Origin of the sequence: Octadecabacter algicola (assembly GCF_021532625.1) — a bacterium.
GTDB lineage: Bacteria > Pseudomonadota > Alphaproteobacteria > Rhodobacterales > Rhodobacteraceae > Octadecabacter > Octadecabacter algicola.
In genome coordinates, this window is the sequence record NZ_JAKGAR010000003.1 from 35,911 (window position 1) to 61,656 (window position 25,746).

The window sequence follows — 25,746 nt, forward strand, 5'->3', positions numbered from 1 at the left end:
GCGAATCTCAATGCCGTGTCGAGAGACCAAGACAAAAAGAGCGAAGAAGGTAAGACGCCCCTTATGCGTCGCGTTCCGCAGCACCAACCGAAGCAAAACTGCCTGCATAGGCTTCAATCTCTTCGATGGAGAGACCATCCACAGCATTCCACTGCTTTTGATTGTACTCCACCGATTCAAGATCCGTCCAAAAGCTATCGTTCAGGCGGTTGATCATATTGAACAAGGCGCAGGCCATGGAAATTTCGACGATCTCCGTATCCGTAAAGTTGGCCTTCATGTTTTCCCATGTCGCTTTGTCGCGTTGAGCCGTGTTTTGCGTCATCGCCTCGGACCATGCGATCGCCGCACGGTCGCGGTCATTAAAGAGCGGGTTGGTCTTGTAGCCATCGTCCATCATCGCTTCGAGTTCTTCATCCGAAATCCCAAGCCCCTGCCCGAAGACTGAAGTGTGGGAGGTACAATATTCGCAGGCATTGACCATCGACGTCTTGATGCAGGCCAATCCTCTGAGGCGCGGATCGGTTGTCGCCCCCAAGTCAGGCTGGCGAACAGAGGCAACTAACCCACCAAACCATCGCGCTAGATACGGGCTATGTGTCGCCAGAATACGCTGAAGGTTCGCCGTTCGACCAAGAAACCTATCGGACGCCTCAAAAATCAGTTTGGCGGTTCCGGTTGCTTCTTCGTGGGTCTTGCCAGTCAGTCTCTGTGTCATTGTCGATCTCCCAGTTTCATCATTGCTTCTCGATGCTCACCATCTCGTGCGGCCACGTCACGCGGTCCGTTTGGCCATCGCAGTATGCCAAAGTGATGTACGGCGGTTGCCGATGGTTGATGTAGATTTAGGCGCTGGCCGCTTTACCGTCGGGCAAACCACCCCCTGAACCCGCGAGAACCGTAGCCAGGCCGGGCAAATCCACGAAACCATACTTCCTTATGGCCCGCATCAGTTTCGCTGATGGCTACACCTGATATATTGGTCAACCAATTAAACCGTCACCAACCCACACTGCCCGTGCGATCTACTAGAATTTTCTTTTTAATATTGCAAAATGCTATTAACGTCGTTGATAACGAGGGTGCGGATTCGGTTACTACATTCCAAATTGGTCAACCATTCACCTAACGGGGAGAGCGCGATGAACACAGCGGCAACACATCAGCAAGGACTTAACGGTCTAGGGGATGACGTCCCATCGACGATGCGGGCATGGGTCCTTGGCGACCCCAACGAGCTAAAACTAGTGGAGAAGCCAACGCCCAAACCTGAGCGTGCTGAGGTTCTTGTGCGGATTGATGCTGTCGCCATCTGTGCAACCGACCTTGAAATCATCTCCTATGGGACGCCCGCGTTGATCGAAGGCGGACCGCCCTTCAACAAGAATTACACTCCAGGGCACGAGTATATGGGCACGGTGGCCGCGTTAGGACCCGGCGTAGATGAGTTCGAAGTGGGCGACCGCGTGACCGTAGAAATTCACGCGGGCTGTGGGCAATGCAAACGATGTCGAATGGGCATGTATACGTCCTGCCACAACTACGGCTTGAATTATGGCGAACATGACAAAGGCCACCGTGCGAACGGATTCACCACCGACGGTGGTTTTGCTGAGTATGCGGTCAATAATATCAACACGATGATAAGAGTCCCTGACGACATGTCCGATGAGGAAGCCACCCTTGTGGTGACCGCTGGCACGTCAATGTATGGCCTGACGGAACTGGGCGGGCTTGTCGCGGGCGAAAGCGTCGTTGTGATAGGGCCGGGGCCGATTGGCTTGCTGGCAGTCGCCGTCGCAAAGGCCCTTGGCGCATCTCCAGTGGCCCTTGTCGGTACGCGGGAAAGTCGTAATGCGATTGGCCGCAAGCTCGGCGCGGATCATGTTATTGACGCCCGAAACGAAGATGTCGTCGCCCGCGTCAAAGAACTGACCGGTAAAGGTGCAGACTATGTCGTTGATTGCGCCGGCACCGAGACCACCGTGAACCAAGCCGTCGAAATGACAAACCGTGGTGGGCGCATCTGCCTTGCAGCGTTCCCGAAATCCGCAGTTTCGTTCAATCTGGGCGCTTTGGCCGTCAATAATATTTATCTTTACGGCATCCGCGGCGAAGGCAAATCGGCGACCCATAGAGCGATGGCCTTTATGGCTGCGGGTCGCTTTGATGCAAGCCTCATTCACACCCACACCTTCCCGCTGGAAGACCTGCCAACGGCACTGAAATATGCCCGCGAAAGGATCGATGATGCGATCAAAGTCGTGGTGTCCACCAAGCCGGGGATCACTGGCGGTGCAAAATCAAAATGAATTCAAGGATCCAACAATGACCAAAGCTAGACGCGGAATCTACGCCGCCGCCGTTTCCCCGTTTCTACCGGATGGCCGTCTCGATCAGTCAAAGCTGATCGGCTATTGCAAACACCTTTTGTCCGATGGAGGCTGCGACGGTGTCGCGCCAACTGGCACCACCGGAGAAGGCACTTCTGTAGGAATGGCTGACAGACTGGCGCTGCCCGACGCTTTTGCAAAAGCCAATATCGAAACCGATCGCGTCATCTTTGGCACCGGCGCGCCGTCCCTTCTGGATGCCGTCGCTTTGACACGTGCGGCCTGTGATGCGGGATATACAAACGCCCTTGTGCTACCGCCTTATTACTACAAATCGCCGTCTGACGAGGGGTTGTTTGCGTCGTATTCTAAACTGATTGAACTGGTCGGTCGCGACGATTTAAGGGTTTACCTGTACCACTTCCCTCAAATGTCTCAGGTGCCTTTGTCGGTTGATTTGGTTCTGAAACTGCGCACCGAATTTGGCCCGATCATTGCCGGGCTAAAAGACAGCAGCGGTGACTTCGAACAATCTCGCGCCTTTATAGACGCAACGGGCGGAATTAATCAGGACTTTGATGTTTATCCTTCATCCGAGGCCTTCTTATGGGACGGGCTTTCGATCGGGAGCGCCGGAATTATTTCGGGATCGACGAATATCTTTGCCAATAAGGTCCAAGAAGCCCGCCATGCGAGTGAAGGCCCGATGCGAGACACCAAGATGGACGCAGTCCGGAAAGCACAGGCAGTGGCTGGGAAATACCCTTTGATGGCCGCAATGAAAACCGCCGAGGCATGGCGTAGTGGAGACGACAGCTGGCTTCGGATGCAACCACCGCTGCTGCCACTCACCGCGGATCAAAAGGCAAACCTGAAGGCCGATCTGGCCTCACTTTCTTCCAGCTAAGATCATAACAGGAGACCTGAAATGACACAGACATCACATCACGGACCCGATCATGTGGTCATCAATCCTGACCCGTCAGCTTTTTCCCATTGGCCTGACGGGCTTTACGAAGAAATGCAACAGGACCTCAATAACGGGTGCGTCGGATCTCAACTGGTCTCAGAAACGGAAACCATGCGGGTGTGGCATCTGCGGATTGCACCCGGAAAACGATGCGGATTTCATCGTCATGTTAACCGATATTTTTGGACTGCCTTGGTTCCCGGAAAAGCGCGTGGATATTTTTCTTCGGGCGAAATCCGCGACGTTGAGCACTACCAAGGAGAAACAAAACATTTCAACTATGGCGCGGGTGACCACATGGTCCATTCCGTTGAGAACATTGGCGATACCGAGCTAATCTTTGCTACCGTCGAATTCACCGACGGGGAGAATACACCCTTGGATGTGCCCGACAGCATTCGGTTAAAGGTCTAAAACGACCATTCGCGACGGAGCAGAGTTACGTAGGTGGGGTGCGTGCAATCGGCAAAAGGATCGCCGAATTGTCCAGATCGCCCTCACCGTTGTCGAGTGCGTCTTGCATCATGGCCAAATAGGTTGCGGTAAATGGCAGCCCCTGCCCTACGGCAGCGGCGCTTTGCTGTATCAACGCAAAATCTTTTGCGGACTGAACGATGCGGCCTTGTGGCTCGAACGCCCGTTGAACCATTTGGTCCCCCTTGGAATCCATGGCTCGTGAATGGGCGGCCGAAGCGCGGGCCAATGTCAGAAAATCCGAACCATTCAGACCGATCGCTTCGGCGTAAGCAATTCCTTCTGCCATGGCCGCCCGATTGAGCCCAAGCACCAGATTAATCGCAAGCTTTGCTCGGTTACCGTTTCCGATGTCCCCAACGTGAATAAACTGTTGGGAAACTGCACTTAGAAGCGGCTCAATTTGTTGGCTAACTTCATGATCTCCTGCCACCAAAAGCAACACTTCGCCCTTGGCGAGCGCACCACTGGTGCCAGAAATCGGGGATTCAACTAGGGTGATGCCCTTCGCCGCAGCTACGCCAGCCAAACCTTCCATGCGATCCGGATCACAGGTGCTGAGCGAGACGAGGATACTGCCGCAGGACGGGGCCTCATCGATCAGGCCAGCAAGCTGATCAGTGTCAAATACACAAGAAAAGACTACATCCGAAGCCCAAACATCCTTTGCAGAGGACGCCAAGCCACCCATATCATTGAGCTTGGCGCGGCGTTCTTCAGATGGGTCAAATCCACAAGGGGCATAACCCTTCTCTATCAACCGTTGACCAAGGGCGCAGCCAATCAGGCCGAGGCCAAATATGCCAACCGAGGTCAACTTGCTTCGCGTTTATTCGCGTCGATCATATCCGCCAAAATCGCCATCGAGTGATTTGAAAGCGGAAGATCCACCGGATCGCCAATCTTGGCCGAAATATCGGCCGCCAGATAGCTTTCCATTACCATGCGAGCATGTTCAGCTGAAACCACGGGTTCGTTGTCCAACAGAACGGATTCAAGGAAATGAAGCGTCTCCGGCCCCATCTGCCCTGCATACATGTGGTCAAGGTGTTCACCCGGCATGGTCGACATCGGGAACTGGGTCGCCCCTTCGACGGTGTTAAGCCAGTTGTCCCGTGATGTATCATCAAGGATCAACGATCCCTCGGTGCCTGTAATTTCGATCCAAGTAGCGCAGTAATTTGGATAGCTGGGCGGCAAATTCCAGCCCCCGCCAACCACGACCAATGTGCCATTGTCCATGTTCACAGTGTTCCACATGCAATCGTAGGACCCGTTAAGCTTTTCCATAAAACCGTAGGCCCCTTGCGAGTAGACCCTGACCGGTTTTGCATCCAGCAACCAATAAACGAAATCCAGATCATGGGTAGATTCCATAGCGGCGGGAGAAAGTTTGACCCGCCCCGCAATCCGTGACCCAAGGCTGCGTGACAAATGACGGCTGACCATGACATTCACGACCTTACCTAACTTACCGTCGGCGATCGCCTTTTTGGCGTAGGCGATTTTCGGATTGAAGCGTTGCGAATATCCGATTGTGAATTTCACACCTTTTTCACGGGCGATTGCGATAAGGTCATCCGCTTCAGCCAACTCCATTGCAATTGGCTTTTCCAACAAGACGTGCTTACCCGCCTTCAGGCAGTCGCGCGCGATCGGGTAGTGTGTCGGTTCGGGTGTTGTCGAGATGTAGACGACTTCGATTGCCGGATTGCGTACAATATCCTGATAATCGGCCGTAGCAGTTGCAGGATTTGTCAGCTCTGTCATCTCTTGCAGCCGCTCGGGGCGCACTTCGCAAATATGGAGCTTATCCACGAGAGCCGATTTCGCCAGAGATTCAGCGCGCATTCCACCGCACCAGCCTGTACCGATCACGGCAACTTCAACCTGTCGCATCTTAACTCCCATCATGTTTAAACTATTGATCAATCTAGGAATGCCCCTCTTTTGGAGCAAACAAGTTTTGCTGATGGTCGCTATGAGTTCTGCTGAAGTGCTTCGTTAAGAATTGGCCGAATGGGTCATCATTGCCCGCGTGGTTTCCAAATGCCGTCGCATTGCAGAACCAGCAGCAACGGCATCGCGAGCCTCTAACGCTGTTACAATTGCATCGTGTTCATCAAAGGAATGATAGCTTGTATCTGGGCCAAGATCGGATGTGTCGAGCCGCCTCCACACAACAATCAAACGCACCCCATTGAGCATTTTGTGCAATGCTTCCAACAGCGTATTGCCCGATGCCGCGGCGATAAGTTCGTGAAAATCCCTATCGAGGTTTTCGTAGGCCTTCCAATTTGTCGCCTCGCGCATAGAGGCAGATAATCGGTTTAACTCACGCAGCTGCGAGGGCGTCGCGTGCATCGCAGCGAGCTGTGCAATTTCAGGTTCGAGGAGCAGTCGCGCATTCATCGCATCAAGCGGTCCAGTGCTTTCGGCCAGTTCAGCAATTGCACGGTCAAGACCCGCGCCGTTTCTCGTCTGCCGCACGGTTTTTGATAGGTAGGTGCCCCGCCCTACATGGCGATCCAAAATGCCTTCTGCCTCGAGAACAAGGAGCGCTTTGCGCAGGTCAGCGCGGCTTACACCAAGCTCACTACAGAGTGCGCGCTCGGAAGGAAGGCGGGCCCCTTTTGCTAGCCCAGATCCCGAAACCCAGCTGCGCATTCTTGCTAGAGTTTTGTCTTGCATTGGTTTACCAAATATTGCCCCGAACTTCGGCACAAACTTTCATGGTCTTCCCTTTTTTACTAGAGTTTATGTTGCTATACTTTCAGGATGCAGCGGCTAAGGGCCAACCCGTAGTTTACTTGGTTAACCATTATTGAAAAACCAACAACTGGGTTACTGTCAAACCTGATCACGAGGCGACATATGCGCAACCGTTTCGCCAGTCTCGACAAAGGTACGGGTTACCTCGCGGGCACCGTAGATCCACAAGATTGTCAACGGACCAGCCCCAGTGTTTCGAAAATAGTGCGGAACATCTGCGGGCACAAAACTCGTGTCCATCGGGCCAAGCTGAACAACTTCACTGCCGATCATTGCCTCTGCGGTTCCCGACAAAATCGTAACTTGCTCGGCACAATTGTGCGAGTGCAGTGGAGCCGCGCTTCCGGCCGGAAAGGTCGTCGTTCCGGTGGTAAAAGGCGCGCTTTCACTCGCCGCCCGTCCAATCATCAGTCGCGTCTCGACCAGATCCCCCCGCGCAAATGGAGTAATGTCATCGTATCGCACCACGACGCCCGCCGTCGTTTTAGTTTCCGTTTGAGCATCTCTAGCTGTCATCTTTTCCCTCATTTCCAATCTCGGAGTCATTATGCCCAACGCATCCAAAGTCACTTTTTCCGACCTACGCAGCTTTAATGCGCGTTGCCTGATGTCTTGCGGCATGCCGCAATCTGACGCAGAAAAAGCCGCCCAGCTGATAGCTCAGGCTGACGTAATGGGGCAGGACGGACACGGCGTCTTTCGTCTTCCAATGTATATCAAAAGAATCCGTTCTGGCGGCATGAATATGACGCCAAACTTCAAAGTTTTATCAGATCGCCCCGCCACTGCATTGATCGACGGTGACAACGGCCTTGGGCACCTTGTAATGCAACACGCAACGGAATTGGCGATGGAAAAGGCACGGACGACTGGCGTGGCTTGGGTCGGAGCACGACATTCCAATCACGCGGGACCAGCGTCTTTGTATGCGATGATGCCAGCGCGAGAAAATATGATTGGATTGTATTTGGCTGTTGGAAGCGCAAACCACATGCCGCCATGGGGCGGGACAGACATGCTGCTTTCAACGAACCCGATTTCTGTTGCGCTCCCGTCGCAAGACTTTCCGCACATTGTTCTGGACATGGCAACCACGGTGGCCGCTTACGGAAAGGTCAAAACCGCAGCACAAAGAGGCGAGCAAATGCCGGAAGGTTGGATGATCGACCGCAATGGCAACCCGTTAACGGATCCGGCGCGTTCGTCTGAAGGGTTCCTACTGCCGATTGGCGGGGCAAAGGGCTATGGGCTGTCTCTTATTTTTGGAATTCTTGCGGGGGTCTTGAACGGTGCGGCATTTGGCAAAGATGTCGTTGATTTCAACGCCGATGCCGCAAGCGTCACGAATACGGGACATGTCATTATGGCATTGGACATCGCGGCCTTCGCCGACCCAGCCGAGTTTCGCAGAAACATCGATGATGTTTGGCGGCAAATGAAATCATCCGGCCATTTGCCCGGTGTCGACGAAATTCGACTTCCGGGGGAACGTCTGGATAGAACCACACGGGAACGTTCGGAATATGGGATACCGATCCCAGCTCAGCTTCGCGAAAAACTGTCTAATCTGGCAGAAGAACTAGGCGTCGAACCGTTGACCTAAAAGCAGAAAGCGCCGGACAATCTGTCCGGCGCAATCATCTCTTAGCGCAACAAAGGCTGCTACGAAATTTGGTTACTGAGAGGTCAATTCCTGCACCAATACTTCGTAGGCACCGCTTTGATCGGAACGCATCGCATCGTATTCATCGCTACCGATGATATCGATGTTTTCGCCAAGACGACCCATCATACGATTAAACGTTGTGTCTTCGCCTAGTTGCGCGAAGGCGTCGCCCAGCATTTCCAAAACATCGTCCGGCGTGCCCGCAGGAGCAAGAACAACACGGTGCATGAAGCCCACGTCGCCTTCAACGCCAACTTCGGCGAATGTTGGAACGTCGTCGTAAATACGCTCAGGACCAGCCGTTGCGAGAATACGAACAGTGCCGGCCTCAAGATGGCTTGCGAGTGAGGACGGGAAACCCATCGTAACATCCGCATCACCGCTCAGCAGCGCCTGCAAAGCTGGCCCGCCACCTTGGTAAGGAACGAGGTTCCACGACATGTCCAACGCCTGCATCATTTGCGCAGCCGGTACGAACAATGCGCCCCAGTTCCCTGAGTGTGCCATTTGAACGCCACCCGGATCCGCCTTGGAGGCTTCAACCAAATCTTCGAATGTCTGGTATGGGCTATCGGCACGAACTGTGACCGCGATGGGCGCATAGTTCACGCGTGCAACCGTAACGAAATCCTCAAGTGGATCATAAGGCAGGTTTTCAACGTGTTGCTGAAGTTGGTCGATGTAGTTGTGTGTGAACAGCAGTGTGTAGCCGTCAGCCGGAGCGTTCGCGACTTCTTGCGTGCCTTTCTGGCCACCAGCACCTGGTGTCAAACGAACGATCATCGCTTGTTCAAGGTACGTTGGAATGATCGACGTGATAACGCGCGCGTTCAAGTCATGCGAACCGCCAGCGCCGAGTGGGATAACCATCGTGATTGGCTTTTCCGGATACTCTGCCAGTGCAGGTGACATGCTCGCCACGACGGACGCGCCTGCCAGTGCCGCTACGGCGACTGATTTCTTTGCGAAGTTTCTCAACATTGAAGTTCTCCCTTTGGTTGAGTTTTGTGGAACGGCGCCTCCCTGCGCCGTTCCGGTGAATTTATGTATTGGCCGAACGACCGTAGAGACGTTTCCACAGCAGGTAGCCAATGATTGGTGCCGCGATCAAAACGCCCAATGCACCGAACCGTTCAGTCAGGAAGAAACCAAGAGGGTTCCCATTTGACATGGCGGCAGTCTGGCCGAAGGCGTATTCCATGGATGGTCCAAGAATGAAGCCCATCACCATTGGCATGACATCGAACTTGGCTGCCTTGGCGATGATCCCGAAGACACCGAAAGCAACGAGGATCAGAAGGTCTGTTGGGTCAGAACGGAAGACATATGTTCCGGCAAAGGCGAACATGATCACCAGCGGAATCAAGATGGATGTCTTGATGGTCACGATCTTGGAAAAGAACGGGATCGACAGATAACCGATCACAAGGAACAACAAATTCGCAATGACCATGGCAACAAGAATGGCGAATACAGTTGCTCCCTGCTCCTCGAACAACTGCGGGCCGGGCCGCAAACCCTGAGCAACGAAAGCGCCCAGCAGAATCGCAGTCACATTGTCACCGGGGATGCCAAGTGTCAGGAGCGGTACCATTGTGGGTCCGTTGACGGCATTGTTGGCAGCCTCGGCAGCAGCGACGCCTTCGATTTCGCCTTCGCCAAATGTTTCTGGGTGTTTGGATGCGTTCTTGGCAGCCGTGTAGCCCATCATTGCTGCAACAATTTGCCCTAGGCCCGGTACGATACCGATCCCCGTGCCAATCACGGTAGAGCGGCAGATTGTCGGTAAACAGCGACTGAATTCAGCACGCGTCAGGCGCTCACCGACAAGTGCCGCAAGCTTCCGGCTCTTTTCGTTACGGATGATGACATTTGCAACTTCTGGCAAAGCGAAAACACCTATGAGCATCGGCAACAGCGGAATACCCGATTTCAATTCGAACAAACCGAACGTGAACCTTTCAACACCGCCCAAAGGATCCGTACCAATAAAGGACAGCCAAAGGCCAAGCATCATCATGATAAGACTTTTGAGTGGATTGGCCCCCGATGTAGCCGCGATGATGATCAAGCTCATGAGGAGAACCGCAAACAGTTCTGGTGGTCCGAATTGCATTACCAAGAAAGCAATCGGGAACATCATAAGAATGGTGAAAATATCGCTCGCGGTATCCCCAAAAACCGATGAGAACAGCGCGATATCAAGCGCTTTACGTGATTTGCCTTGTTGAGTCAGCTTATAGCCATCACGAGACGTCGCAACCGCAGCGCCGGTGCCTGGCATTGAAATTAGGATAGCTGGAACACTGCCCCCAAAGATGCCACCTTTGTAAATGCCCAACAGGAACGGTATGCCCACGATCGGCTCAAGGAAGAACGAAATCGGCAAGAGGATCGCCATTGCCATTAGGGTCGTGAAACCAGGCAATGATCCAACCAGCATGCCTGAAAACAGGCCAATGCTCATCAATGCCATGGTGTCGAAGCGCATCGCCATTGCGAAGCCTTCGGTGAATAATTCAAACATGGGTGCCTCTAGGTATTTGCATTGTCATCTGCGCCACTACGACAGTAGGCGCGCGTAAAAGAGTTCGATCGTGTTCAATTCTGGCAGGGCCACGGCCAGCAAACGCGTTGCCGCCAGATACAGCAGGACAGGACCTGCTAAAGACACGAGTATGATTTGGATGGGCGACCTCGACCCCATCTGCAGCGAGATTAGAGAGAGGGCCATTGCCGTCGAAATCAGGAAACCGAATGGTTCCATGGTGAAACCGTAAAGAAGCATGATCCCAAAGAAGATCACCGCACGCAGCCATTCCTTCCGATTCATGCCGACGGCTGCCAAAGACGTGACGCGATTGCGCAGCATCAAGAGTGCCGCAACACACATAACCGCCATGAGGCTCAAGACGATGCTTGGGAACAGGCTTGGCGTGATTGCCGTAAGGGAGCGGCCGAACAATGCCTTTGGCTCTGCGACGAGGGAATTCATAAAGATCAGCGACAAGGTCGACGCGAGCAGCAACGCGTTGAGTGTTAAAATTTCCGGTGTGAAAAGAAGTTTTTTCCGTTCCATCAAGGTCTCCCTGTCGGTTTTAGGCTGACCATTACGAGGGTCATCAGCGTCGCTTTGGTTAATTTTGGGATAGTGAAATTCATGCTATCACACTTTCTGTCGGGCACACGTTTGCGTTGAATTTAGCAAGCAGGTCCGGATCAATTTCAGCTTGAATCCGTGTTCTTTCGGATTGTGTTGCAGTCCACCAAGATGCGCGTTGATCGGCGGTCAGCTCAATGAACTCTACCCCCTGATCTTTCAAAACACGCTTGCAAGCCTCATCCTCTTCAAGGGCAAATGAACGTTGCGCCTTGCTGACTTCATCCACGGCTTGGACAACGATGGCCTGAATCTCCACAGGCCAAGATTGGAACACCTCGCGATTGAAAAGGACCAATGCAATTCCCATCAAATGACCGGTCAGTGTGATCGTCGGCAGCGATTTGTGCAGGCCGAAATTCAACGTGTTGGTCAAAGGATTTTCCTGAGCATCGACATCGCCGTTTGCGACGGCATCTGACAGATCTTTCGCGTCGATGACTTTTGGATCGAAGCCGAGAGACCGGAAAACGTTCTGGTGATCATCGTTTGGCAGAGTGCGAAGCTTTAACCCTTGGCAGTTTTCAGGGCAGTGCAAAGGGCGATTGGCAGTCGACATGTGCCGTACACCGTTGTCCCAAATGCCAAGCATAACAAGGCCGGTGTTCGCTTCGACTTCATGCTGGAACCGGTCCTCTAAAACTTTGTCCAACAAGGCAAATGTCGCCGTCCGATCTAAAGACGCGAACGGAATGTCGAACAATCTAAGGGCCGATACATCCCCTGCGATATAGCTGGACGAAAGATAGCAGCCGTCCAGATCATGGCGTTCGACGACTGTTCGCAAGTCAGCCGTCTTGATCCCTTGCTCTCCCACATTGGTTCGCACATCGACGGCAATTCTACCGTCCGAAAGGCGCACCAAGGCATCACCCAGCAGGCGCAAGGCACGCGTGTGCACAGAGTCAGGCCCCTGATAGCCCCCGAGCGTTATGTTAATCGGTGCGCGCATCAGGCCCTCACTCTTTGCTGGGCGACTGCGCCAAAGAAGCGCTGTACGGTGTGACTAACGGGCTGGGCAACGATGCTTCGAAGTCCGAATTGAGTCCGGATATTTCCAAGGCCGCCCAAACGATCAGCGGCAAACAGGCAAACGTCAGAAGTGTCGATACGACGACCGATCCCGCCACCTGCTTGGCATCGTGCTGATAGCGCTCCGCGAACACGAACATCAGTATCGCGGTTGGCATCGTTGCCATTAGGAAAACAGTTCCCGCGACCATCCCGCTTAGCCCCAACAGCCAAATAACCACCAAGGCCGAGATCACCCCGAACACGAGGCGTCCAACCGCGACAAGAAGCGCGGGTCGCAGATCTTCGACCTTTAGCGTGGCCAACGATGCGCCCAAGAGTAGCAGCATCGCCGGCACCATCATTCCGCCAAGCATTTCGGTTGTGGTTAGAATAATATTCGGCACTTGGATGTCGGCCCAAGTCACGACCAAGACGGCCAACACTGCGTAGATCAACGGCTGACGAAAAATCACCTTTAGCCGAAGAGATCCTGCGTAAATCGAGAGCCCCAGAGAATTCTGCAATAAGGCCACCACGAAGAAATAGGCGACGCCGAACGGCATGCCTTCTGGTCCGAAGGTCAGCACGACGAGCGGCAACCCCATGTTGCCAGAATTGGGCATCATCAAAGGCGGGAGAAAGCTTCGCACCGGTCCGCGCAACAGAAGTAGGGTCAACAGCCCCAAAGCACCGGCAATTGCGACGCAAAGAACCGCAGCGCCAGCCATCGTTTCGATCGTGTCGCCCGTCACGTGAAGCGACGTCAACGTATGAAATATTAGGGACGGCGTCGCGATCAAGATGACCACAGTGCTCAATGTGCGTGTCTCTATCCCAACCGACGAGCGGCCCAAGATATACCCGATTGCGGATATGCAAAGGATTGGACCTAAAATATCGGCCAACTGCATGAACATTCGGATGCGTCCTTTCAGCGGTTAGATGGGATGGGACCAAAGGCTGCACGTTAAATCCTCAAACAGCCACGCCGTTGAGCGTCCAGTTTTCAGTGACGACCGTGCCGGATTCCTGAAGCATCTTTGAAACTGCGCAATAGTCGCGCAACACTTCGGTCACTTTGACGGCCCCCTCGCGCGGCCCCTCAAACGTTGCATTGATGTTAAGAGCTACGGATGGGAACGGCACATCTATTGGGTTGATCAACCGCGTTCCATGGCTGTCCATCGTGACGTTGATATCGATGTCCATCGAAGTGAATTCGACACCGTTCGCCACCGCAAGCTTGTTGGAGATCACATGTGTGCACCCCACAAGACCCATGAAGACATACTCGACCGGCATGGGGCCTTCATCAGTGCCACCGCGCTGAATAGGCTCGTCAATGACGACGCTTTTGCCGCGGGCTTCGGCTACAGATTGCGTGCTAGAGTTCTGTTGGCCCGTGACTTTGAACTTCCAAATTGGCTTTTCTTTGACAGTTGACATGTGTCGTCCTTTTAACGGTCTTCTGGTCGCGTTCGGGGAAGGGATAGACGTATGGCGGACTGATCATTGATCGGCATTCCGACTTCAAAAAGCCTATCCTCCTCCCCAGGATTGTGGCTTAGTTCCAAAAACATGCCTCTAATGGGCCTTCAGGTGAAATGCTGTTTTTGCCTAGCATCAATCAAGAATCTTGATACGGCTCACGTCACACGAGCATCAATTTCCCTGACGGTCGGCATCAGATTACTTTGTTTGTCTTGATCGGCTTCGTTTTTCTAGAGTTTGGCAACGCCCCATTATCCAAGGGGGATCGCGCGGTACGACCACGCGGTTTACTGACACCACGAAGGAGCCATTTATGACCACTGCAAAATTTACCGTCGCGATTGCGGGCTTTGGATGGTGGGGCAAACACATTGCGACACGGCTACAAGGCCATCCATGGCTGACCGTCGCTGGCGTGGTTGAACCCGTCACCGAAAACCACGGGGGCATTACCGAGATGGGTCTGACCGTATGGTCCGATCTAGCCGAGCCGCTGACGCGAGAAGACGTCGACGCCGTCATTCTGACGACACCAAACCCGCTTCACGAGGCACAGATCGCGCAGGTTTCAGCCGCAGGCAAACACGTCTTTTGTGAAAAGCCGCTCGGCTTGACCGCCGATAGCGCCCGTCGATCCGTCAAAGCCTGCGAGGTTGCTGGCGTACAGCTTGGCATCGGTCATGAACGTCGCTTTGAACCGGCAATGCTCGCGCTTTCCGAAGCGCTTGATAAGCAAGAGCTAGGAACGATCATGCATGCTGAGGCGGCGTTTAGCCATGATAAGCTCATCGGGGTTCCCGCAAATGACTGGCGGACGCGTAAAGAGGTCTCACCGGCTGCAGGCATGACGGCCATGGGCATTCATCTAAGCGACTTGATGATATCGTTCTTCGGTCCTGTCCAATCCCTTCACGCGTTCACGTCCGATCGCTCGCTTGGTTGGGAGACAGGCGACGTGGTGACTGTGCAAATGAAATTTGAGGCTGGAATGACAGCTACGTTTAGTGCGGTATTGCACACGCCTCACTTTATTCGAATGCATGTGTTCGGCACTGAAAAATGGGTCGAGGTTCTCAATGACAGCCACCCTGACACACCCGATGGCATCGTTCGTGTTCTGACGGCCCAAACTGGCCAGGGCGTCGATCAGGTCAACTACAACTGGGAGGACGCTGTAACGGCAAACCTAGAAGCCTTTGCGCGCGCCGCATTAGGCGAGGCCGACTATCCCTTCACCAACGAAGAAATGGTTCACAATATTCAGGTGCTTGAGGCCATCGCCGTTTCGGCTGAAACAGGCAAATCAGTACAGCTTGCCGATATCTAAGCCACGCAACTCAAAGAAACATCACTGCGCAGATCGGTCATCCCGTCCGCGCAGCACGCATTTTCGGAGTTAACCGTCCAACCCTAAGAATCCAAAAATGGATACGGCAAAATCATCAGGGTTATCGACGTTGATGATGTGTTTCGCTCCACTAACAACCGCGTATTCTGAATTCGGGCATGCGTCAGCCATAACTTTCATCACCGCGGGTGGTGCCGCCATGTCGCCTTCACCAGCAACAAATAGCGTCGGAACGATCATGTCACCAAGGTGGCGAAGATAATCCAAACCCATGAGGGCTTGGGCGCAGCCGCGATACCCTTCATCGGTTGTCTTAAGGAAGCTATTGCGAAGTGCCGCCTCTTGCTCGGGTCGATTGGCGCGTGTTTCGTCGCTGAGCCACATTCCGACGGTTCCGTTCCAAACTGCTTCAATCCCGCCATCATCCAACATCCCTAAACGATTGTGCCAGTTCTGGACGAAGGGTTCAGGCGCGTCTGAACGCGCTGCACAACAGACGATCCGGTTGATCCGTTCCGGCACAGCAAGACCGAGGCCCAGCGCCGTCATGCCGCCCATTGACAAGCCAATGACATCAACGGTTTCAACCCCATGTTCGTCCAAGACCGCAAGAACGTCCTCAATGAAATTGTCGAATGAATAAGGTCCAGCAGGTGTCGGGCTGCCACCATGACCGCGCGTGTCGCATCGGATAACGCGATAATAGGCCTCAAACATCGGCAACTGGTTGTCCCACATTTCTTTCGTTGCGCCAAAGCTGTTGAGCAACAAAAGAGCTGGACCATCTGAGCGCCCTGAAATGGTTGAATGAAGTGTGGTTTTGGTCATGCGAATTGGTGCTTTCTGGCGGTGCCACGCTTTATTGCGGGCGGGGTTTCAAACGGCAGCAACACGGTCTTATGATGCCGACAAAGCAAGACCCGTAGGCGTACTGCCATCCTAGGACTGCAGAGCAATGGATCCTTGCCCGTCAAATTACGGGAAACGGCCATGTCAGTTGAAACAATATGTGGTCAAGCCGAGCATCAGAAAATCTGATAACAATACGTCTGGCCTACCCATTCGTGATTTAGGCGTAGGGGAAAACCTCGAGGGCGGAATTCAGTTCTTCTTGTAAAATGTCAGCGAAAATCTGTGCAACCGCGCTCAACGGGCGTTTGCGGGTTTCAATCCGCATGTAATCCACAGTCAAAGGTGGATCGACAAGCATCGCGACCTTGCGTCGACTGCCATCAAGATCTGGTAGGCACATAATACCTGGCAAGATCGTAACCCAATCGGAACTTGCAACAAGGTTCAGCGTCCCATGCATCGTGTCCAATTCCAATATGGACGACACTTCTACTTCGTTTAGGGCCATGTAGTTTTCGATTAAGGTCCGGCGGGCATTTCCGGTCCCCGGGAGCACAAGACGAAGCGGTGCCAGCTCCTTTAGATGTACGCCGTTCTTGGTCATAGGAATATCACGGTCAGCGGCACAAACGAGGCACTCGCGATCTTGCCCCATAGATTTGGAAACCAGTGCTTCGTTGATCGCGAACGACGCAGGCACGACAGCGAAATCCAATCGCCCCTCGACAACCTCCCCCGCGAGGGTGCTAGCATACCCTTCCGAAATTGACAGTCGGACTTCAGGGTATTCGCGGTCAAACCTAAGGAGAGCTTCTGTCAGGACCGCTCGCGTAAAGGTCGGCATTAGGCCCACATGAACATGCCCCACAACCGACTTTGACAGCCCTTTCAGTCGGTCTTCGGCGCGGCAGGCAGCGGCAAGAACTTTGACAGCCTCAAGATAGAATGCGCGCCCCTCTTCGGTCGGAGAAACCCCAGACGAGCTGCGGTGGAATAGGACAACGTTGTGGCGCTTTTCCATCTGGCTGACGTGCATCGACAGTCCCGATTGTGTCGCGTTCACTTTCTCAGCTGCCGCTGAAAACGAACCCTGTTCATAGACGGCGACAAAATACTGGAGCTGTTGGAGTTTCATTTTTGGTATCCGTTTTTCTGATACGATTTATGCCGTATTATTCTTATTTGTGAAAGGGCTGTCGCGGCTAACCTCCCAAAGACGATTCACGAGAACCATACAAATGACGAGAACTTCCCACTTGAACGGAAAGCCCAAAAAGCTGAGGTGTTCCGTAGGTTTGCAATCTGGAGAGACGCAATGAGACCCCTTCCAAAAATTATGGTTGCCCCAAATGGAGCACGGCGCGGCAAAGCTGATCACCCCGCCCTGCCAATCACCGACGACGAAGTTGTAGAAGTCGCAATTGCATCCCAAGCAGCAGGAGCGGATGGAATTCACATTCACATTCGCGATGATGCTGGTCAGCATCTCATTGATGCAGAAAGATACCGCGGCCTTCTGGATCGCCTTACGGTTGAGGTTCCAGAGATGTACCTGCAAGTCACGTCTGAGACCGCAGGGCAGTACGAAGCGGTTGAGCAGCAGGCCATGGTGCGGGAATTGCGACCCGACTACGTCTCTGTTGGCCTGCGCGAAATGGTTCGCCACCCAACGGACTGGACCACAGCACGTGATTTTTATCATTGGGCTCGCGGTGCAGGGGTAGAAATTCAACATATTCTTTACTCGCCTGATGACGTCCTTAACCTCGTCAACGCATTGAAGGATGGAAACATACCGGGGCAGGATCATCTTGTTTTGTTTGTGCAAGGCACCTACGCTAACGGCTCGAAAGACAGCGTTGATCTGGAGGAGTACCTTACCCCCCTAGCGACGATGGACGGCTTCGAATTCGACTGGATGGTGTGTGCTTTTGGTACACAAGAAACCAACAGTCTTGTTCGGGCTGCGGAACTGGGCGGAAAGGCCCGTGTGGGGTTCGAAAACTCGCTTCAGAACGCAGACGGGTCGCATGCCAAAGATAACGCCGAACGCGTGCGTGAAGTCTCTGCTGCCATTCTCGGCTTGTAGTCAAAGCGGCGGGATGCGCGGCTTATGTCTCGCTCTAGATCCTACATCGCCCAACAATTTAAACCAATCGCCTCTATCCGCTCCTTACTTCGCAATGAGCTGGTGCAGGACTTCGGTGAAGTTACCGATCTGATCATCGTCCAGACCTTTGAATGTCTCTTCAGCGTGGCTGTCCGCCAATGCCCAGCATTGGCCTGCCCTGTCTTGTCCAGCCGCAGTCAGAGCATATTCATCGCCGCTTATCTCAACGAGACCACGATCGCTTAGGTTCACGAGAGCGGCGCGCGCTTCTTCGGTCGGAGTATGGAGGTTATCCACGAGCTTCTCGACGGGTAAACCCGACACATCAGCGAGAACCAGAAGGATGCGTGCCTCGATCAAGCTAAGCCCCAAGGTTTCCAATTTTGGTTGATACCTTTGCTGATAGGCCCGCACTGCGCGCAGCATTAAGAAGAACGTGTGGTTGCCCATTCGATCGTTTGCTGGCGTCTCTACTTCATGGTCCTCTGCCTTCGCAAAGGTCTCTGGATGGTTGAATACGACAGCGTAGGACCCCTGATGGAAGCACAGCGGCGAGCGCCCATAATCGTCAAAGGCCACTACCTTTCCCACGAAAATCCAGTGGTCTCCGCCGTCCAGCTTATCATAGCTTTCACATTGGAAACGCCCCGCGCAGTTTGGAAACACGGGAGCGCCCCCGATCCCTTCTTCCCATTCAATGCCAGCAAATTTGTCTTTCTGCTGGCGGGCGAAGTGGTTGGACATGTCCATCTGGTCAGACGCCAGAATGTTTACCGCAAAGTGGCTCGCATTCTCGAAAGCCTCGCAGCTGCGGGTGTCTTTCATGCTGCTCCACAAGATGAGTGGCGGATCCATCGACAGCGAATTGAAACTGCTCGCCGTGACGCCAACTTTGGTCCCATCCGGCGCGGTGGCGGTGATAATAGTTACGCCGGTCGCGAAGTTCCCAAGCGCTCTGCGAAAGGCTTTTGGATCGATGTCATTGTTAATCATAGTGGTTGTCATGCGTGTCACCCTATTGGCTTAGGACCCGTAGCTAGGTTCCGATTTCGTCACCTCTGTCAGCATTGGCATCACTTTCTCACCCATAAGGATCATGGATTTCCGGCCAAGGTCGTAATCCGTCCAATCGTGGCCAGCGTAGACCAAATGTTGAAACGGTCCGGTTTCTTCGCGCAGTGCAAGGATCTGATCCGTGACCGAGCTTGGGTCGCCATGAATAACCAGCCGATCAAGGACGTAGTCCAAAGTCACATCATCGTCGGGCATGTTCTGATCTTCTTTGAAGAGGTTCAAACGGCCGCCACTACGTAGCTTTGTAAGCAGCTGGGAATAGTAAAGGACGTATGGGCTACCTGGATCGCGGGCATAAGCGCGGGCCGTTTCCATATCGTCAGCGACACAAATGTTTTTGGCGACCCGCCAATCGGAATAGTCGGGCACAATGCCAGCGTTCTCACAGCCTTCCACATATTTTGGCCAGTGGGTCGCGGCCCATTTCGGCAGAAGAAAGTTTGCAGAAATCGGCTGCCAACCACGTTCAGCCATAGCTGTTACGCCCTTAGAGAATGGAGCAACCGCGGTTCCAACGATCGGGGGGTGCGGGTCTTGGAAAGGCTTGATGATCTCACCCTGACCAATTTCCGGCATCATGGTGCGTTCGGTCGACACCTCCCAGAATTCACCCTTGAGGTTATAAGGAGCCTCTCCGGCCCAAATATCCAGAACCATATTGATGCACTCGAGGAACATCGCATTGCGGTCCTTGTCGAGTGTGCCAAAGATTTCGGCGTCCGACATCAAACCACCAGGCGAGATTCCGAAATTCAACCGTCCCTCAAGCATATGGTCCAGCATCGCGACTTCCCCCGCGATACGGGCCGGATGCGAGTTCGGCATATTTACGGTGCCCGTGCCAAGGCGGATGTTCTTCGTCTCGTAGGCCAAGCTCGCCAAAAACGCGACTGTCGAGGTAATAACCTCAGCTTTGTCTGTTGTGTGCTCGCCACAATACGCCTCAACAAAACCGAGCTGATCTGCGAGAATAAATGCCTCGCGGTCTTCTACATAGCTTTGGGAATAGGGCTTACCCAATGGGTGGATTGGCATAGTGAAGAATGACAGCTTCATCGGGAGACTCCTTATTTCTTGGTTCAGTGTGAAACATTGGTGCTAGTCAAAAAACTTAAACTTTCTGATGTTGTCTATCTTGTTTCCTGATGCCCCTTCGCGCCCCATCGAGGGAAATCACCGGCGCCTATAGAGTGCTGGCAAGGCATTTCCTATCAATCTGAACCTTCCGTACGCCAACCACTAACTTTTTCCTGTTAATAATATTTTTTTCTTGTTGGGATTATTGCCTTCCTACGCAAAACCCGTTCAGGTGGTCGAAAGGGTCAAGGATTCGTTCGGCGTGCCCGTGATGGCCCGCCGATTTTCACACTGATCTCCAAAGGGGTTCACATGCGATATTCAGGATTTCGCGTCATCAAGGAAGCGCTGAGCGGCCACAAAGGCTGGACACCGGCATGGCGAGACCCCGAACCATCGGAACACTATGACATCGTCATTATCGGCGGTGGCGGGCACGGTTTGGCGACGGCACACTACCTTGCCAAAGAATTCGGGCAATCTCGCATCGCGGTGATTGAAAAGGGTTGGATCGGCGGCGGCAACGTTGGCCGTAACACCACGATTGTGCGATCCAACTACCTACTGGACGGCAATGAGCCGTTTTACGAGATGTCGCTCAAGTTGTGGGAAGGTCTCGAACAAGACCTCAACTACAACGCAATGGTCAGCCAACGCGGTATCCTGAATCTAATCCATTCGGACGGGCAGCGGGATGCGTTCACACGGCGCGGCAATGCCATGATCCTGAACGGTGCAGATGCTGACATGCTCAGCACTGCGGACATAAAAAAGCGTTATCCGTTCTTGAACACAGACGACGCACGTTTCCCGATCAAAGGGGGCTTGGCGCAGCATCGCGGCGGTACGGTACGTCATGACGCTGTCGCATGGGGCTATGCCCGCAGTGCGGACAGTCGCGGCGTCGATATCATCCAGAATTGCGAGGTTACAGGCTTTCGCATCGAGAACGGTGTCTGCAAGGGCGTCGAAACATCGCGTGGGTTTATTAGCGCGGGTAAGGTCGGTTGCGCTGTGGCGGGCAACTCGTCGCGGTTGATGAGCAAAGCCAACATGCGCCTGCCCATCGAAAGCCACGTCTTGCAGGCCTTCGTCTCCGAAGGGCTAAAACCTGTCCTGCCCGGCGTCATTACATTTGGAGCGGGGCACTTTTATTGCAGCCAATCCGACAAGGGAGGCCTTGTCTTTGGCGGCGACATTGACGGTTATAATTCCTATGCCCAGCGCGGCAATATGCCCGTGGTCGAAGACGTCTGTGAAGGTGCAATGGCGATCTTCCCGATGCTAGGCCGTGCGCGGCTTTTGCGAATGTGGGGCGGGATCATGGACATGTCGATGGATGGCTCCCCGATCATCGATACAACCCACATAGACGGGCTCTATTTCAATGGCGGCTGGTGCTACGGCGGTTTCAAGGCGACGCCTGCCAGTGGCATGTCTTTTGCGCATTTGCTGGCCAAAGGCGAACCACACCCCAACGCCGCGGCCTACCGTTTTGATCGGTTTGAAAAGGGCCTGATGATTGATGAGAAAGGGATGGGCAATCAGCCCAATTTACACTGATGATTATTGATCACCCCTTGCTTGGCCCCCGCGACAGCGCCGAATTCACCTACATGGGCGACGCCCGCTTGATCGATCGCCCGGACCCAGACGGCGCGGATGCGGCGGCGGCGTTCTTTGACTATGCCTATCTGCGCGACAACCCTGCGGGCTGGCACCGGGAATTGTGGTTCCATGAGGCGGGTGACCGATCTTGGTTGGTTGTGACACGCAACACGCTGACCCATGAGATTTCGAAAGTTGAACTCGCCCGTGAAGTAGCCCGTGCAAAGGGGCGTTCAAAATGAAACAGAAGAACCGGATCGACGGCGGCCAAATAGACCGCGACACAAAATTGAGATTCACCTTTGATGGTCATGTCTATCACGGACACGCAGGCGACACGCTGGCATCTGCTTTGTTGGCGAACGGTGTGCGGCTCATGGGGCGTAGTTTCAAATATCACCGCCCCCGCGGGCCATTGACTGCTGGGTCTGAAGAGCCGAACGCTTTGGTGCAATTGCGCAGCAGAGCACGCCAAGAACCCAACACCCGCGCAACGACTGCGGAACTGTTCGACGGTCTGACCGCAACAAGCCAAAACCGACTTGGGTCTCTGTCCTTCGATCTATTGGCGATCAATGACCGCGTATCAAATTTCCTAACGGCTGGGTTCTATTACAAGACCTTCATGTGGCCCAAGGCGTTTTGGGAAAAGGTGTACGAACCCATCATTCGCCGCGCGGCCGGGCTTGGGTCGCTTTCGCTTCAGGATGACCCCGATGTCTATGATAAGGGTTTTTTGCATTGCGATCTGTTGATTATCGGCGCGGGGCCTGCGGGGCTGATGGCTGCGTTAACGGCTGCGCGCAGCGGTGCGGATGTGATCCTCGCGGATGAAGATTTCCGTATGGGCGGACGGTTGAATAGCGAAACCTTTGCGATTGGTGATGAGGCTGGTGCAGATTGGGCCGCGCAAACAGTCGCAGAACTGGCAGCGATGCCCAACGTGCGGCTTATGGCGCGCACCACTGTCATCGGCGCGTTTGATCACGGCACTTACGGCGCGGTCGAACGGGTAAGCGACCATATCGCCACACCGCTGGACGGCAAACCACGCCAAATACTGTGGCGGATCTATGCACAGAAAACCGTGTTAGCTGCGGGTGCCATCGAACGCCCGATTGCGTTCAACAACAATGATCGCCCTGGCATCATGACCGCCAGCGCCCTACGCAGTTACGCCAATCGTTTTGGTGTGGCTGTGGGCCGCCGTACTGCAATCTTCACCAACAACGATGACGGTCATCGCACGGCTGCCGATCTGCATGCCAAAGGCTTGAAAGTCACTGTTATTGACCCTCGCCCAGATGCCCCGCGTTCAATGGGCTACGAAGTTCTAGCCGGTGCACAAGTAACTGACACCATGGGTCGGCTTGGACTGACATTTGTGCAGGTGCGCTTTTCGGACGGGACTGATCGGACCATCGAATGCAATGCCTTGGGCGTATCGGGTGGTTGGAACCCCAACGTGCACATGACGTGCCACCAACAAGGGCGCCCAGCGTGGAACGATGCCCTCGCGGCGTTTGTTCCTGATGCATTGCCCGTGGGAATGACCGTCGCGGGTGCCGCAAAGGGCGACCTATCCACCGCAGGTGCCCTGCTGGGGGGGGCTACAGCAGCACGCACCGCATTGGGCCTTAAAGGGCGCATACCAAAAATGCCTCAGGCCGAGGATGCCCCAGTCAGCGTCACCCCGTTCTGGTATGTTGAAGGCGCAAGCCGCGCGTGGCTTGACCAGCAAAACGACGTAACCGTGAAGGACGTAAAACTCAGCCACCAAGAGGGGTTCAAATCTGTCGAGCACCTCAAACGTTACACAACGCTTGGCATGGCCACTGACCAAGGCAAGACCGCCAACATGGGCGGGCTTGCGATTATGGCCGAACTTGCGGGAAAGACGATCCCCGAAGTCGGCACCACTATGTTCCGCCCTCCCTATACTCCTGTTGCGATCGGGGCCTTGGGCGGACGGCACCGTGGGCAGGACTTCCACCCAAAACGCCTCACGCCGACCCATGCTTGGGCGGAAGAACAAGGCGCGGTTTTTGTTGAGGTCGGTAATTGGATGCGCGCCCAGTGGTTCCCTCGCGCGGGAGAAACCACATGGCGTGAAAGCGTCGACCGGGAAGTTCTCGCAACGCGCGGATCTGTCGGTGTTTGCGATGTAACAACCCTTGGCAAAGTCGACGTGCAAGGCGCGGATGCAGCAGCGTTCCTCAATATGATCTATTGCAACGGTTTCGCGAAACTACCGGTCGGCAAGGTGCGTTACGGGTTGATGTTGCGCGAAGACGGCATCGCTATGGACGATGGCACGGCCGCACGAATGGCCGACGATCATTTCGTTGTCACGACCACCACCGCCAACGCCCTGCCCGTCTATCGCCATATGGAATTCGTGCGCCAATGCCTGGTGCCGGATATGGACGTACAACTTATATCCACGACCGAAGCATGGGCCCAATACGCTGTTGCCGGACCGAACGCGCGCCGCGTGCTGGAGAAGATCGTCGATCAAGACATCAGCAACGACGCATTTCCGTTCATGGCCTGCGGTGACATCACGGTATGCGGCGGACTTCGCGCGCGTCTTTTCCGCATCTCGTTTAGTGGTGAGCTCGCCTATGAAATTGCCGTCCCAACGGCCTACGGCGACGCGCTGATCCGCCGCATAATGGACGCTGGCGCCGAGTTCGACATCACCCCCTACGGCACCGAAGCACTCGGAGTTATGCGTATGGAAAAGGGTCATGCAGCGGGCAATGAGTTAAATGGCACCACCACAGCAGCGAACCTTGGTATGGGGCGCATGGTCAGCACCATGAAGGACAGCATCGGTGCGGTGCTATCACGGCGCGAAGGAATGAACCAATCGGACGACCTACGTGCCGTCGGGGTGAAGCCGATTGACCTAGCAGACAAGGTTCCAGCGGGCGCTCACCTCATGGCGGCCGATGGTCCGGTAGCTGCTGCCCACGACCAAGGGTACGTGACTTCTGCCTGCTATTCCCCCAATCTGGGCCATCATATCGCGCTGGCCTTCCTCAAGGATGGCAGCAACCGGATCGGAGAGATCATGAGACTGGTTAGCCCACTGACGGGCGTCGATGTCGATGTGGAAATTTGCAGCGCCCATTTCATTGACCCAGAAGGGGAGCGGCTCCGTGCATGATTTAACGCCAACGCCCGCGCTCGGCGCGGCAACACAAACCATTGGCACCGTAACCGTCGCAGAAAATACTGGCGTCGCGCTGGCCTCTGTCGCTGCACGTACCGGCGGCGAGAATACTTGCACCAAAGTTCTCAAAGCTGTTCTTGGCGCAGTTCCAGATGTCGGAAGAACCGTTCTGCATGATCCTGAAGCAGGGTTTTGGATGGGGCCGGATCAGTGGATGATTGGGGCGCCTATGGACACCCACGAAGACATTGCCGACCAACTCAAGGCCAAGCTCGGCGATGCGGCCTCTGTGACCGAACAATCGGGCGCTTGGGTCGCATTTGATGTGACTGGCGAGCGAATGCCAGACATGTGCGAAATCCTGTGCAACATTCCGATCCGCAAAATGGTCGCCGGTGATGTGCGTCGCACAATGATCCACCAGCTGGGTTGTTTCGTCATTCGCCGCGCAGCCTACGATCACATCCGCATACTTGGCCCACGTGCGTCTGCTAAAAGCCTACATCATGCGTTAATCACCGCTGCGACCTCGGTAGCGTAACCCGCGTTAACCTCTCAAGCCTTGACCGTCCTAACGAAAGCCTTAGAAACGTAAGATATTTCATAAAGTGAAGACCAG

Annotated in this window: 25 protein-coding genes; 10 read left to right on the top strand and 15 right to left on the bottom strand. The window is 54.3% G+C overall.

The genetic code is table 11. The annotated features are described in order from the left end of the window. Nucleotides 1-61 precede the first annotated feature (61 nt). A complete protein-coding gene (locus L0666_RS11245) occupies nt 62-718 on the bottom strand; it encodes a carboxymuconolactone decarboxylase family protein (RefSeq protein WP_235261465.1) in 657 nt (218 codons plus the stop codon). 424 nt (nt 719-1,142) lie between these two features. Here L0666_RS11245 and L0666_RS11250 point away from each other — a divergent pair, with 424 nt between their 5' ends. Genes L0666_RS11250 through L0666_RS11260 form a run of 3 tightly spaced genes read left to right on the top strand, consistent with a single transcriptional unit; the run spans nt 1,143 to nt 3,717 of the window. Beyond that, on the top strand, nt 1,143-2,312 hold the full coding sequence (locus L0666_RS11250) for a zinc-dependent alcohol dehydrogenase (RefSeq protein ID WP_235261466.1): 1,170 nt from the start codon (nt 1,143-1,145) through the stop codon (nt 2,310-2,312). A 16-nt stretch (nt 2,313-2,328) separates the two neighbouring features. Continuing rightward, a complete protein-coding gene (locus tag L0666_RS11255) occupies nt 2,329-3,240 on the top strand; it encodes a dihydrodipicolinate synthase family protein (protein ID WP_235261467.1) in 912 nt (303 codons plus the stop codon). Between the two features lie 21 nt (nt 3,241-3,261). Beyond that, nucleotides 3,262-3,717: a cupin domain-containing protein gene (locus L0666_RS11260; protein WP_235261468.1), complete on the top strand. Its 456-nt coding sequence runs from the start codon at nt 3,262-3,264 to the stop codon at nt 3,715-3,717. A gap of 25 nt (nt 3,718-3,742) precedes the next feature. Here the strand turns inward: L0666_RS11260 and L0666_RS11265 are convergent, their stop codons facing one another. The 4 genes from L0666_RS11265 to L0666_RS11280 form a co-directional block, all read right to left on the bottom strand. Continuing rightward, a complete protein-coding gene (locus L0666_RS11265) occupies nt 3,743-4,594 on the bottom strand; it encodes an NAD(P)-dependent oxidoreductase (RefSeq protein WP_235261469.1) in 852 nt (283 codons plus the stop codon). Beyond that, nucleotides 4,591-5,676: a Gfo/Idh/MocA family protein gene (locus L0666_RS11270; protein ID WP_235261470.1), complete on the bottom strand. Its 1,086-nt coding sequence runs from the start codon at nt 5,674-5,676 to the stop codon at nt 4,591-4,593. Before L0666_RS11270 ends, L0666_RS11265 begins: the two co-directional genes overlap by 4 nt. Before the next feature lie 105 nt (nt 5,677-5,781). Beyond that, the gene (locus L0666_RS11275; RefSeq protein ID WP_235261471.1) at nt 5,782-6,444 is read right to left on the bottom strand and encodes a FadR/GntR family transcriptional regulator; all 663 of its coding nucleotides are present in this window, start codon (nt 6,442-6,444) and stop codon (nt 5,782-5,784) included. Nucleotides 6,445-6,627: 183 nt separating this feature from the next. Beyond that, nucleotides 6,628-7,065, bottom strand: coding sequence for a cupin domain-containing protein (locus L0666_RS11280; RefSeq protein ID WP_235261472.1), 438 nt, complete (start codon nt 7,063-7,065; stop codon nt 6,628-6,630). Between the two features lie 31 nt (nt 7,066-7,096). On the opposite strand from L0666_RS11280, the gene L0666_RS11285 reads away from it, so the two are divergent. Further along, complete coding sequence (locus L0666_RS11285) at nt 7,097-8,152, top strand: Ldh family oxidoreductase (RefSeq protein ID WP_235261473.1); 1,056 nt, start codon at nt 7,097-7,099, stop codon at nt 8,150-8,152. A 72-nt stretch (nt 8,153-8,224) separates the two neighbouring features. On the opposite strand, the gene L0666_RS11290 is transcribed toward L0666_RS11285, so the two are convergent. The 6 genes from L0666_RS11290 to L0666_RS11315 all read right to left on the bottom strand — a co-directional run bounded on the left by L0666_RS11290 (nt 8,225) and on the right by L0666_RS11315 (nt 13,835). Beyond that, nucleotides 8,225-9,196 (bottom strand): Bug family tripartite tricarboxylate transporter substrate binding protein, encoded by a 972-nt coding sequence (locus tag L0666_RS11290; protein WP_235261474.1) that lies wholly within the window; start codon nt 9,194-9,196, stop codon nt 8,225-8,227. Nucleotides 9,197-9,257: 61 nt separating this feature from the next. Then, nucleotides 9,258-10,742 (bottom strand): tripartite tricarboxylate transporter permease, encoded by a 1,485-nt coding sequence (locus tag L0666_RS11295; protein WP_235261475.1) that lies wholly within the window; start codon nt 10,740-10,742, stop codon nt 9,258-9,260. A gap of 36 nt (nt 10,743-10,778) precedes the next feature. Further along, nucleotides 10,779-11,294, bottom strand: coding sequence for a tripartite tricarboxylate transporter TctB family protein (locus L0666_RS11300; protein ID WP_235261476.1), 516 nt, complete (start codon nt 11,292-11,294; stop codon nt 10,779-10,781). A gap of 79 nt (nt 11,295-11,373) precedes the next feature. Next, nucleotides 11,374-12,327 (bottom strand): TRAP transporter substrate-binding protein, encoded by a 954-nt coding sequence (locus L0666_RS11305; RefSeq protein ID WP_235261477.1) that lies wholly within the window; start codon nt 12,325-12,327, stop codon nt 11,374-11,376. Between the two features lie 7 nt (nt 12,328-12,334). Continuing rightward, the gene (locus L0666_RS11310; RefSeq protein ID WP_235261478.1) at nt 12,335-13,306 is read right to left on the bottom strand and encodes an AEC family transporter; all 972 of its coding nucleotides are present in this window, start codon (nt 13,304-13,306) and stop codon (nt 12,335-12,337) included. A gap of 58 nt (nt 13,307-13,364) precedes the next feature. Next, nucleotides 13,365-13,835 carry an OsmC family protein gene (locus tag L0666_RS11315; protein ID WP_235261479.1) on the bottom strand — a complete coding sequence of 157 codons (471 nt, stop codon included), beginning with the start codon at nt 13,833-13,835 and terminating at the stop codon, nt 13,365-13,367. A gap of 358 nt (nt 13,836-14,193) precedes the next feature. On the opposite strand from L0666_RS11315, the gene L0666_RS11320 reads away from it, so the two are divergent. Continuing rightward, nucleotides 14,194-15,207 (top strand): Gfo/Idh/MocA family protein, encoded by a 1,014-nt coding sequence (locus tag L0666_RS11320; RefSeq protein ID WP_235261480.1) that lies wholly within the window; start codon nt 14,194-14,196, stop codon nt 15,205-15,207. Between the two features lie 69 nt (nt 15,208-15,276). Here L0666_RS11320 and L0666_RS11325 read toward each other — a convergent pair whose 3' ends face one another. Together L0666_RS11325 and L0666_RS11330 are read right to left on the bottom strand one after the other, a co-directional pair. After that, entirely contained in the window at nt 15,277-16,056 is a 780-nt protein-coding gene (locus L0666_RS11325) for an alpha/beta fold hydrolase (protein ID WP_235261481.1), read from the bottom strand. A 241-nt stretch (nt 16,057-16,297) separates the two neighbouring features. Then, nucleotides 16,298-17,215 carry a LysR family transcriptional regulator gene (locus L0666_RS11330; protein WP_235261482.1) on the bottom strand — a complete coding sequence of 306 codons (918 nt, stop codon included), beginning with the start codon at nt 17,213-17,215 and terminating at the stop codon, nt 16,298-16,300. Between the two features lie 180 nt (nt 17,216-17,395). Between L0666_RS11330 and L0666_RS11335 the strand changes: the two genes are divergently transcribed. Beyond that, nucleotides 17,396-18,169, top strand: coding sequence for a beta-keto acid cleavage family enzyme (locus L0666_RS11335; protein ID WP_235261483.1), 774 nt, complete (start codon nt 17,396-17,398; stop codon nt 18,167-18,169). 84 nt (nt 18,170-18,253) lie between these two features. Here L0666_RS11335 and L0666_RS11340 read toward each other — a convergent pair whose 3' ends face one another. Together L0666_RS11340 and L0666_RS11345 are read right to left on the bottom strand one after the other, a co-directional pair. Beyond that, the gene (locus tag L0666_RS11340; RefSeq protein ID WP_235261484.1) at nt 18,254-19,195 is read right to left on the bottom strand and encodes a p-hydroxyphenylacetate 3-hydroxylase reductase component; all 942 of its coding nucleotides are present in this window, start codon (nt 19,193-19,195) and stop codon (nt 18,254-18,256) included. 18 nt (nt 19,196-19,213) lie between these two features. Further along, nucleotides 19,214-20,320, bottom strand: a complete 1,107-nt coding sequence (locus L0666_RS11345; RefSeq protein ID WP_235261485.1) for an LLM class flavin-dependent oxidoreductase — start codon at nt 20,318-20,320, stop codon at nt 19,214-19,216. A 333-nt stretch (nt 20,321-20,653) separates the two neighbouring features. Between L0666_RS11345 and L0666_RS11350 the strand changes: the two genes are divergently transcribed. Genes L0666_RS11350 through L0666_RS11365 form a run of 4 tightly spaced genes read left to right on the top strand, consistent with a single transcriptional unit; the run spans nt 20,654 to nt 25,668 of the window. Further along, complete coding sequence (locus L0666_RS11350; protein ID WP_235261486.1) at nt 20,654-21,904, top strand: sarcosine oxidase subunit beta family protein; 1,251 nt, start codon at nt 20,654-20,656, stop codon at nt 21,902-21,904. After that, the gene (locus tag L0666_RS11355; protein ID WP_235261487.1) at nt 21,904-22,191 is read left to right on the top strand and encodes a sarcosine oxidase subunit delta; all 288 of its coding nucleotides are present in this window, start codon (nt 21,904-21,906) and stop codon (nt 22,189-22,191) included. The genes L0666_RS11350 and L0666_RS11355 overlap by 1 nt, the downstream gene beginning before the upstream one ends. Next, entirely contained in the window at nt 22,188-25,121 is a 2,934-nt protein-coding gene (locus L0666_RS11360; RefSeq protein ID WP_235261488.1) for a sarcosine oxidase subunit alpha family protein, read from the top strand. Before L0666_RS11355 ends, L0666_RS11360 begins: the two co-directional genes overlap by 4 nt. Further along, nucleotides 25,114-25,668, top strand: coding sequence for a sarcosine oxidase subunit gamma (locus L0666_RS11365; protein ID WP_235261489.1), 555 nt, complete (start codon nt 25,114-25,116; stop codon nt 25,666-25,668). The genes L0666_RS11360 and L0666_RS11365 overlap by 8 nt, the downstream gene beginning before the upstream one ends. The last annotated feature ends 78 nt before the right edge of the window (nt 25,669-25,746 follow it).

Coding starts and splice junctions, on each gene's coding strand:
- L0666_RS11310 (WP_235261478.1), bottom strand. CDS start 13,306: ATGTTCATGCAGTTGGCCGATATTTTAGGTCCAATCCTTTGCATATCC.
- L0666_RS11270 (WP_235261470.1), bottom strand. CDS start 5,676: ATGCGACAGGTTGAAGTTGCCGTGATCGGTACAGGCTGGTGCGGTGGA.
- L0666_RS11355 (WP_235261487.1), top strand. CDS start 21,904: ATGATTATTGATCACCCCTTGCTTGGCCCCCGCGACAGCGCCGAATTC.
- L0666_RS11345 (WP_235261485.1), bottom strand. CDS start 20,320: ATGAAGCTGTCATTCTTCACTATGCCAATCCACCCATTGGGTAAGCCC.
- L0666_RS11290 (WP_235261474.1), bottom strand. CDS start 9,196: ATGTTGAGAAACTTCGCAAAGAAATCAGTCGCCGTAGCGGCACTGGCA.
- L0666_RS11300 (WP_235261476.1), bottom strand. CDS start 11,294: ATGGAACGGAAAAAACTTCTTTTCACACCGGAAATTTTAACACTCAAC.
- L0666_RS11350 (WP_235261486.1), top strand. CDS start 20,654: ATGCGATATTCAGGATTTCGCGTCATCAAGGAAGCGCTGAGCGGCCAC.
- L0666_RS11325 (WP_235261481.1), bottom strand. CDS start 16,056: ATGACCAAAACCACACTTCATTCAACCATTTCAGGGCGCTCAGATGGT.
- L0666_RS11255 (WP_235261467.1), top strand. CDS start 2,329: ATGACCAAAGCTAGACGCGGAATCTACGCCGCCGCCGTTTCCCCGTTT.
- L0666_RS11245 (WP_235261465.1), bottom strand. CDS start 718: ATGACACAGAGACTGACTGGCAAGACCCACGAAGAAGCAACCGGAACC.
- L0666_RS11275 (WP_235261471.1), bottom strand. CDS start 6,444: ATGCGCAGCTGGGTTTCGGGATCTGGGCTAGCAAAAGGGGCCCGCCTT.
- L0666_RS11260 (WP_235261468.1), top strand. CDS start 3,262: ATGACACAGACATCACATCACGGACCCGATCATGTGGTCATCAATCCT.
- L0666_RS11250 (WP_235261466.1), top strand. CDS start 1,143: ATGAACACAGCGGCAACACATCAGCAAGGACTTAACGGTCTAGGGGAT.
- L0666_RS11360 (WP_235261488.1), top strand. CDS start 22,188: ATGAAACAGAAGAACCGGATCGACGGCGGCCAAATAGACCGCGACACA.
- L0666_RS11315 (WP_235261479.1), bottom strand. CDS start 13,835: ATGTCAACTGTCAAAGAAAAGCCAATTTGGAAGTTCAAAGTCACGGGC.
- L0666_RS11305 (WP_235261477.1), bottom strand. CDS start 12,327: ATGCGCGCACCGATTAACATAACGCTCGGGGGCTATCAGGGGCCTGAC.
- L0666_RS11335 (WP_235261483.1), top strand. CDS start 17,396: ATGAGACCCCTTCCAAAAATTATGGTTGCCCCAAATGGAGCACGGCGC.
- L0666_RS11340 (WP_235261484.1), bottom strand. CDS start 19,195: ATGACAACCACTATGATTAACAATGACATCGATCCAAAAGCCTTTCGC.
- L0666_RS11320 (WP_235261480.1), top strand. CDS start 14,194: ATGACCACTGCAAAATTTACCGTCGCGATTGCGGGCTTTGGATGGTGG.
- L0666_RS11295 (WP_235261475.1), bottom strand. CDS start 10,742: ATGTTTGAATTATTCACCGAAGGCTTCGCAATGGCGATGCGCTTCGAC.
- L0666_RS11280 (WP_235261472.1), bottom strand. CDS start 7,065: ATGACAGCTAGAGATGCTCAAACGGAAACTAAAACGACGGCGGGCGTC.
- L0666_RS11285 (WP_235261473.1), top strand. CDS start 7,097: ATGCCCAACGCATCCAAAGTCACTTTTTCCGACCTACGCAGCTTTAAT.
- L0666_RS11330 (WP_235261482.1), bottom strand. CDS start 17,215: ATGAAACTCCAACAGCTCCAGTATTTTGTCGCCGTCTATGAACAGGGT.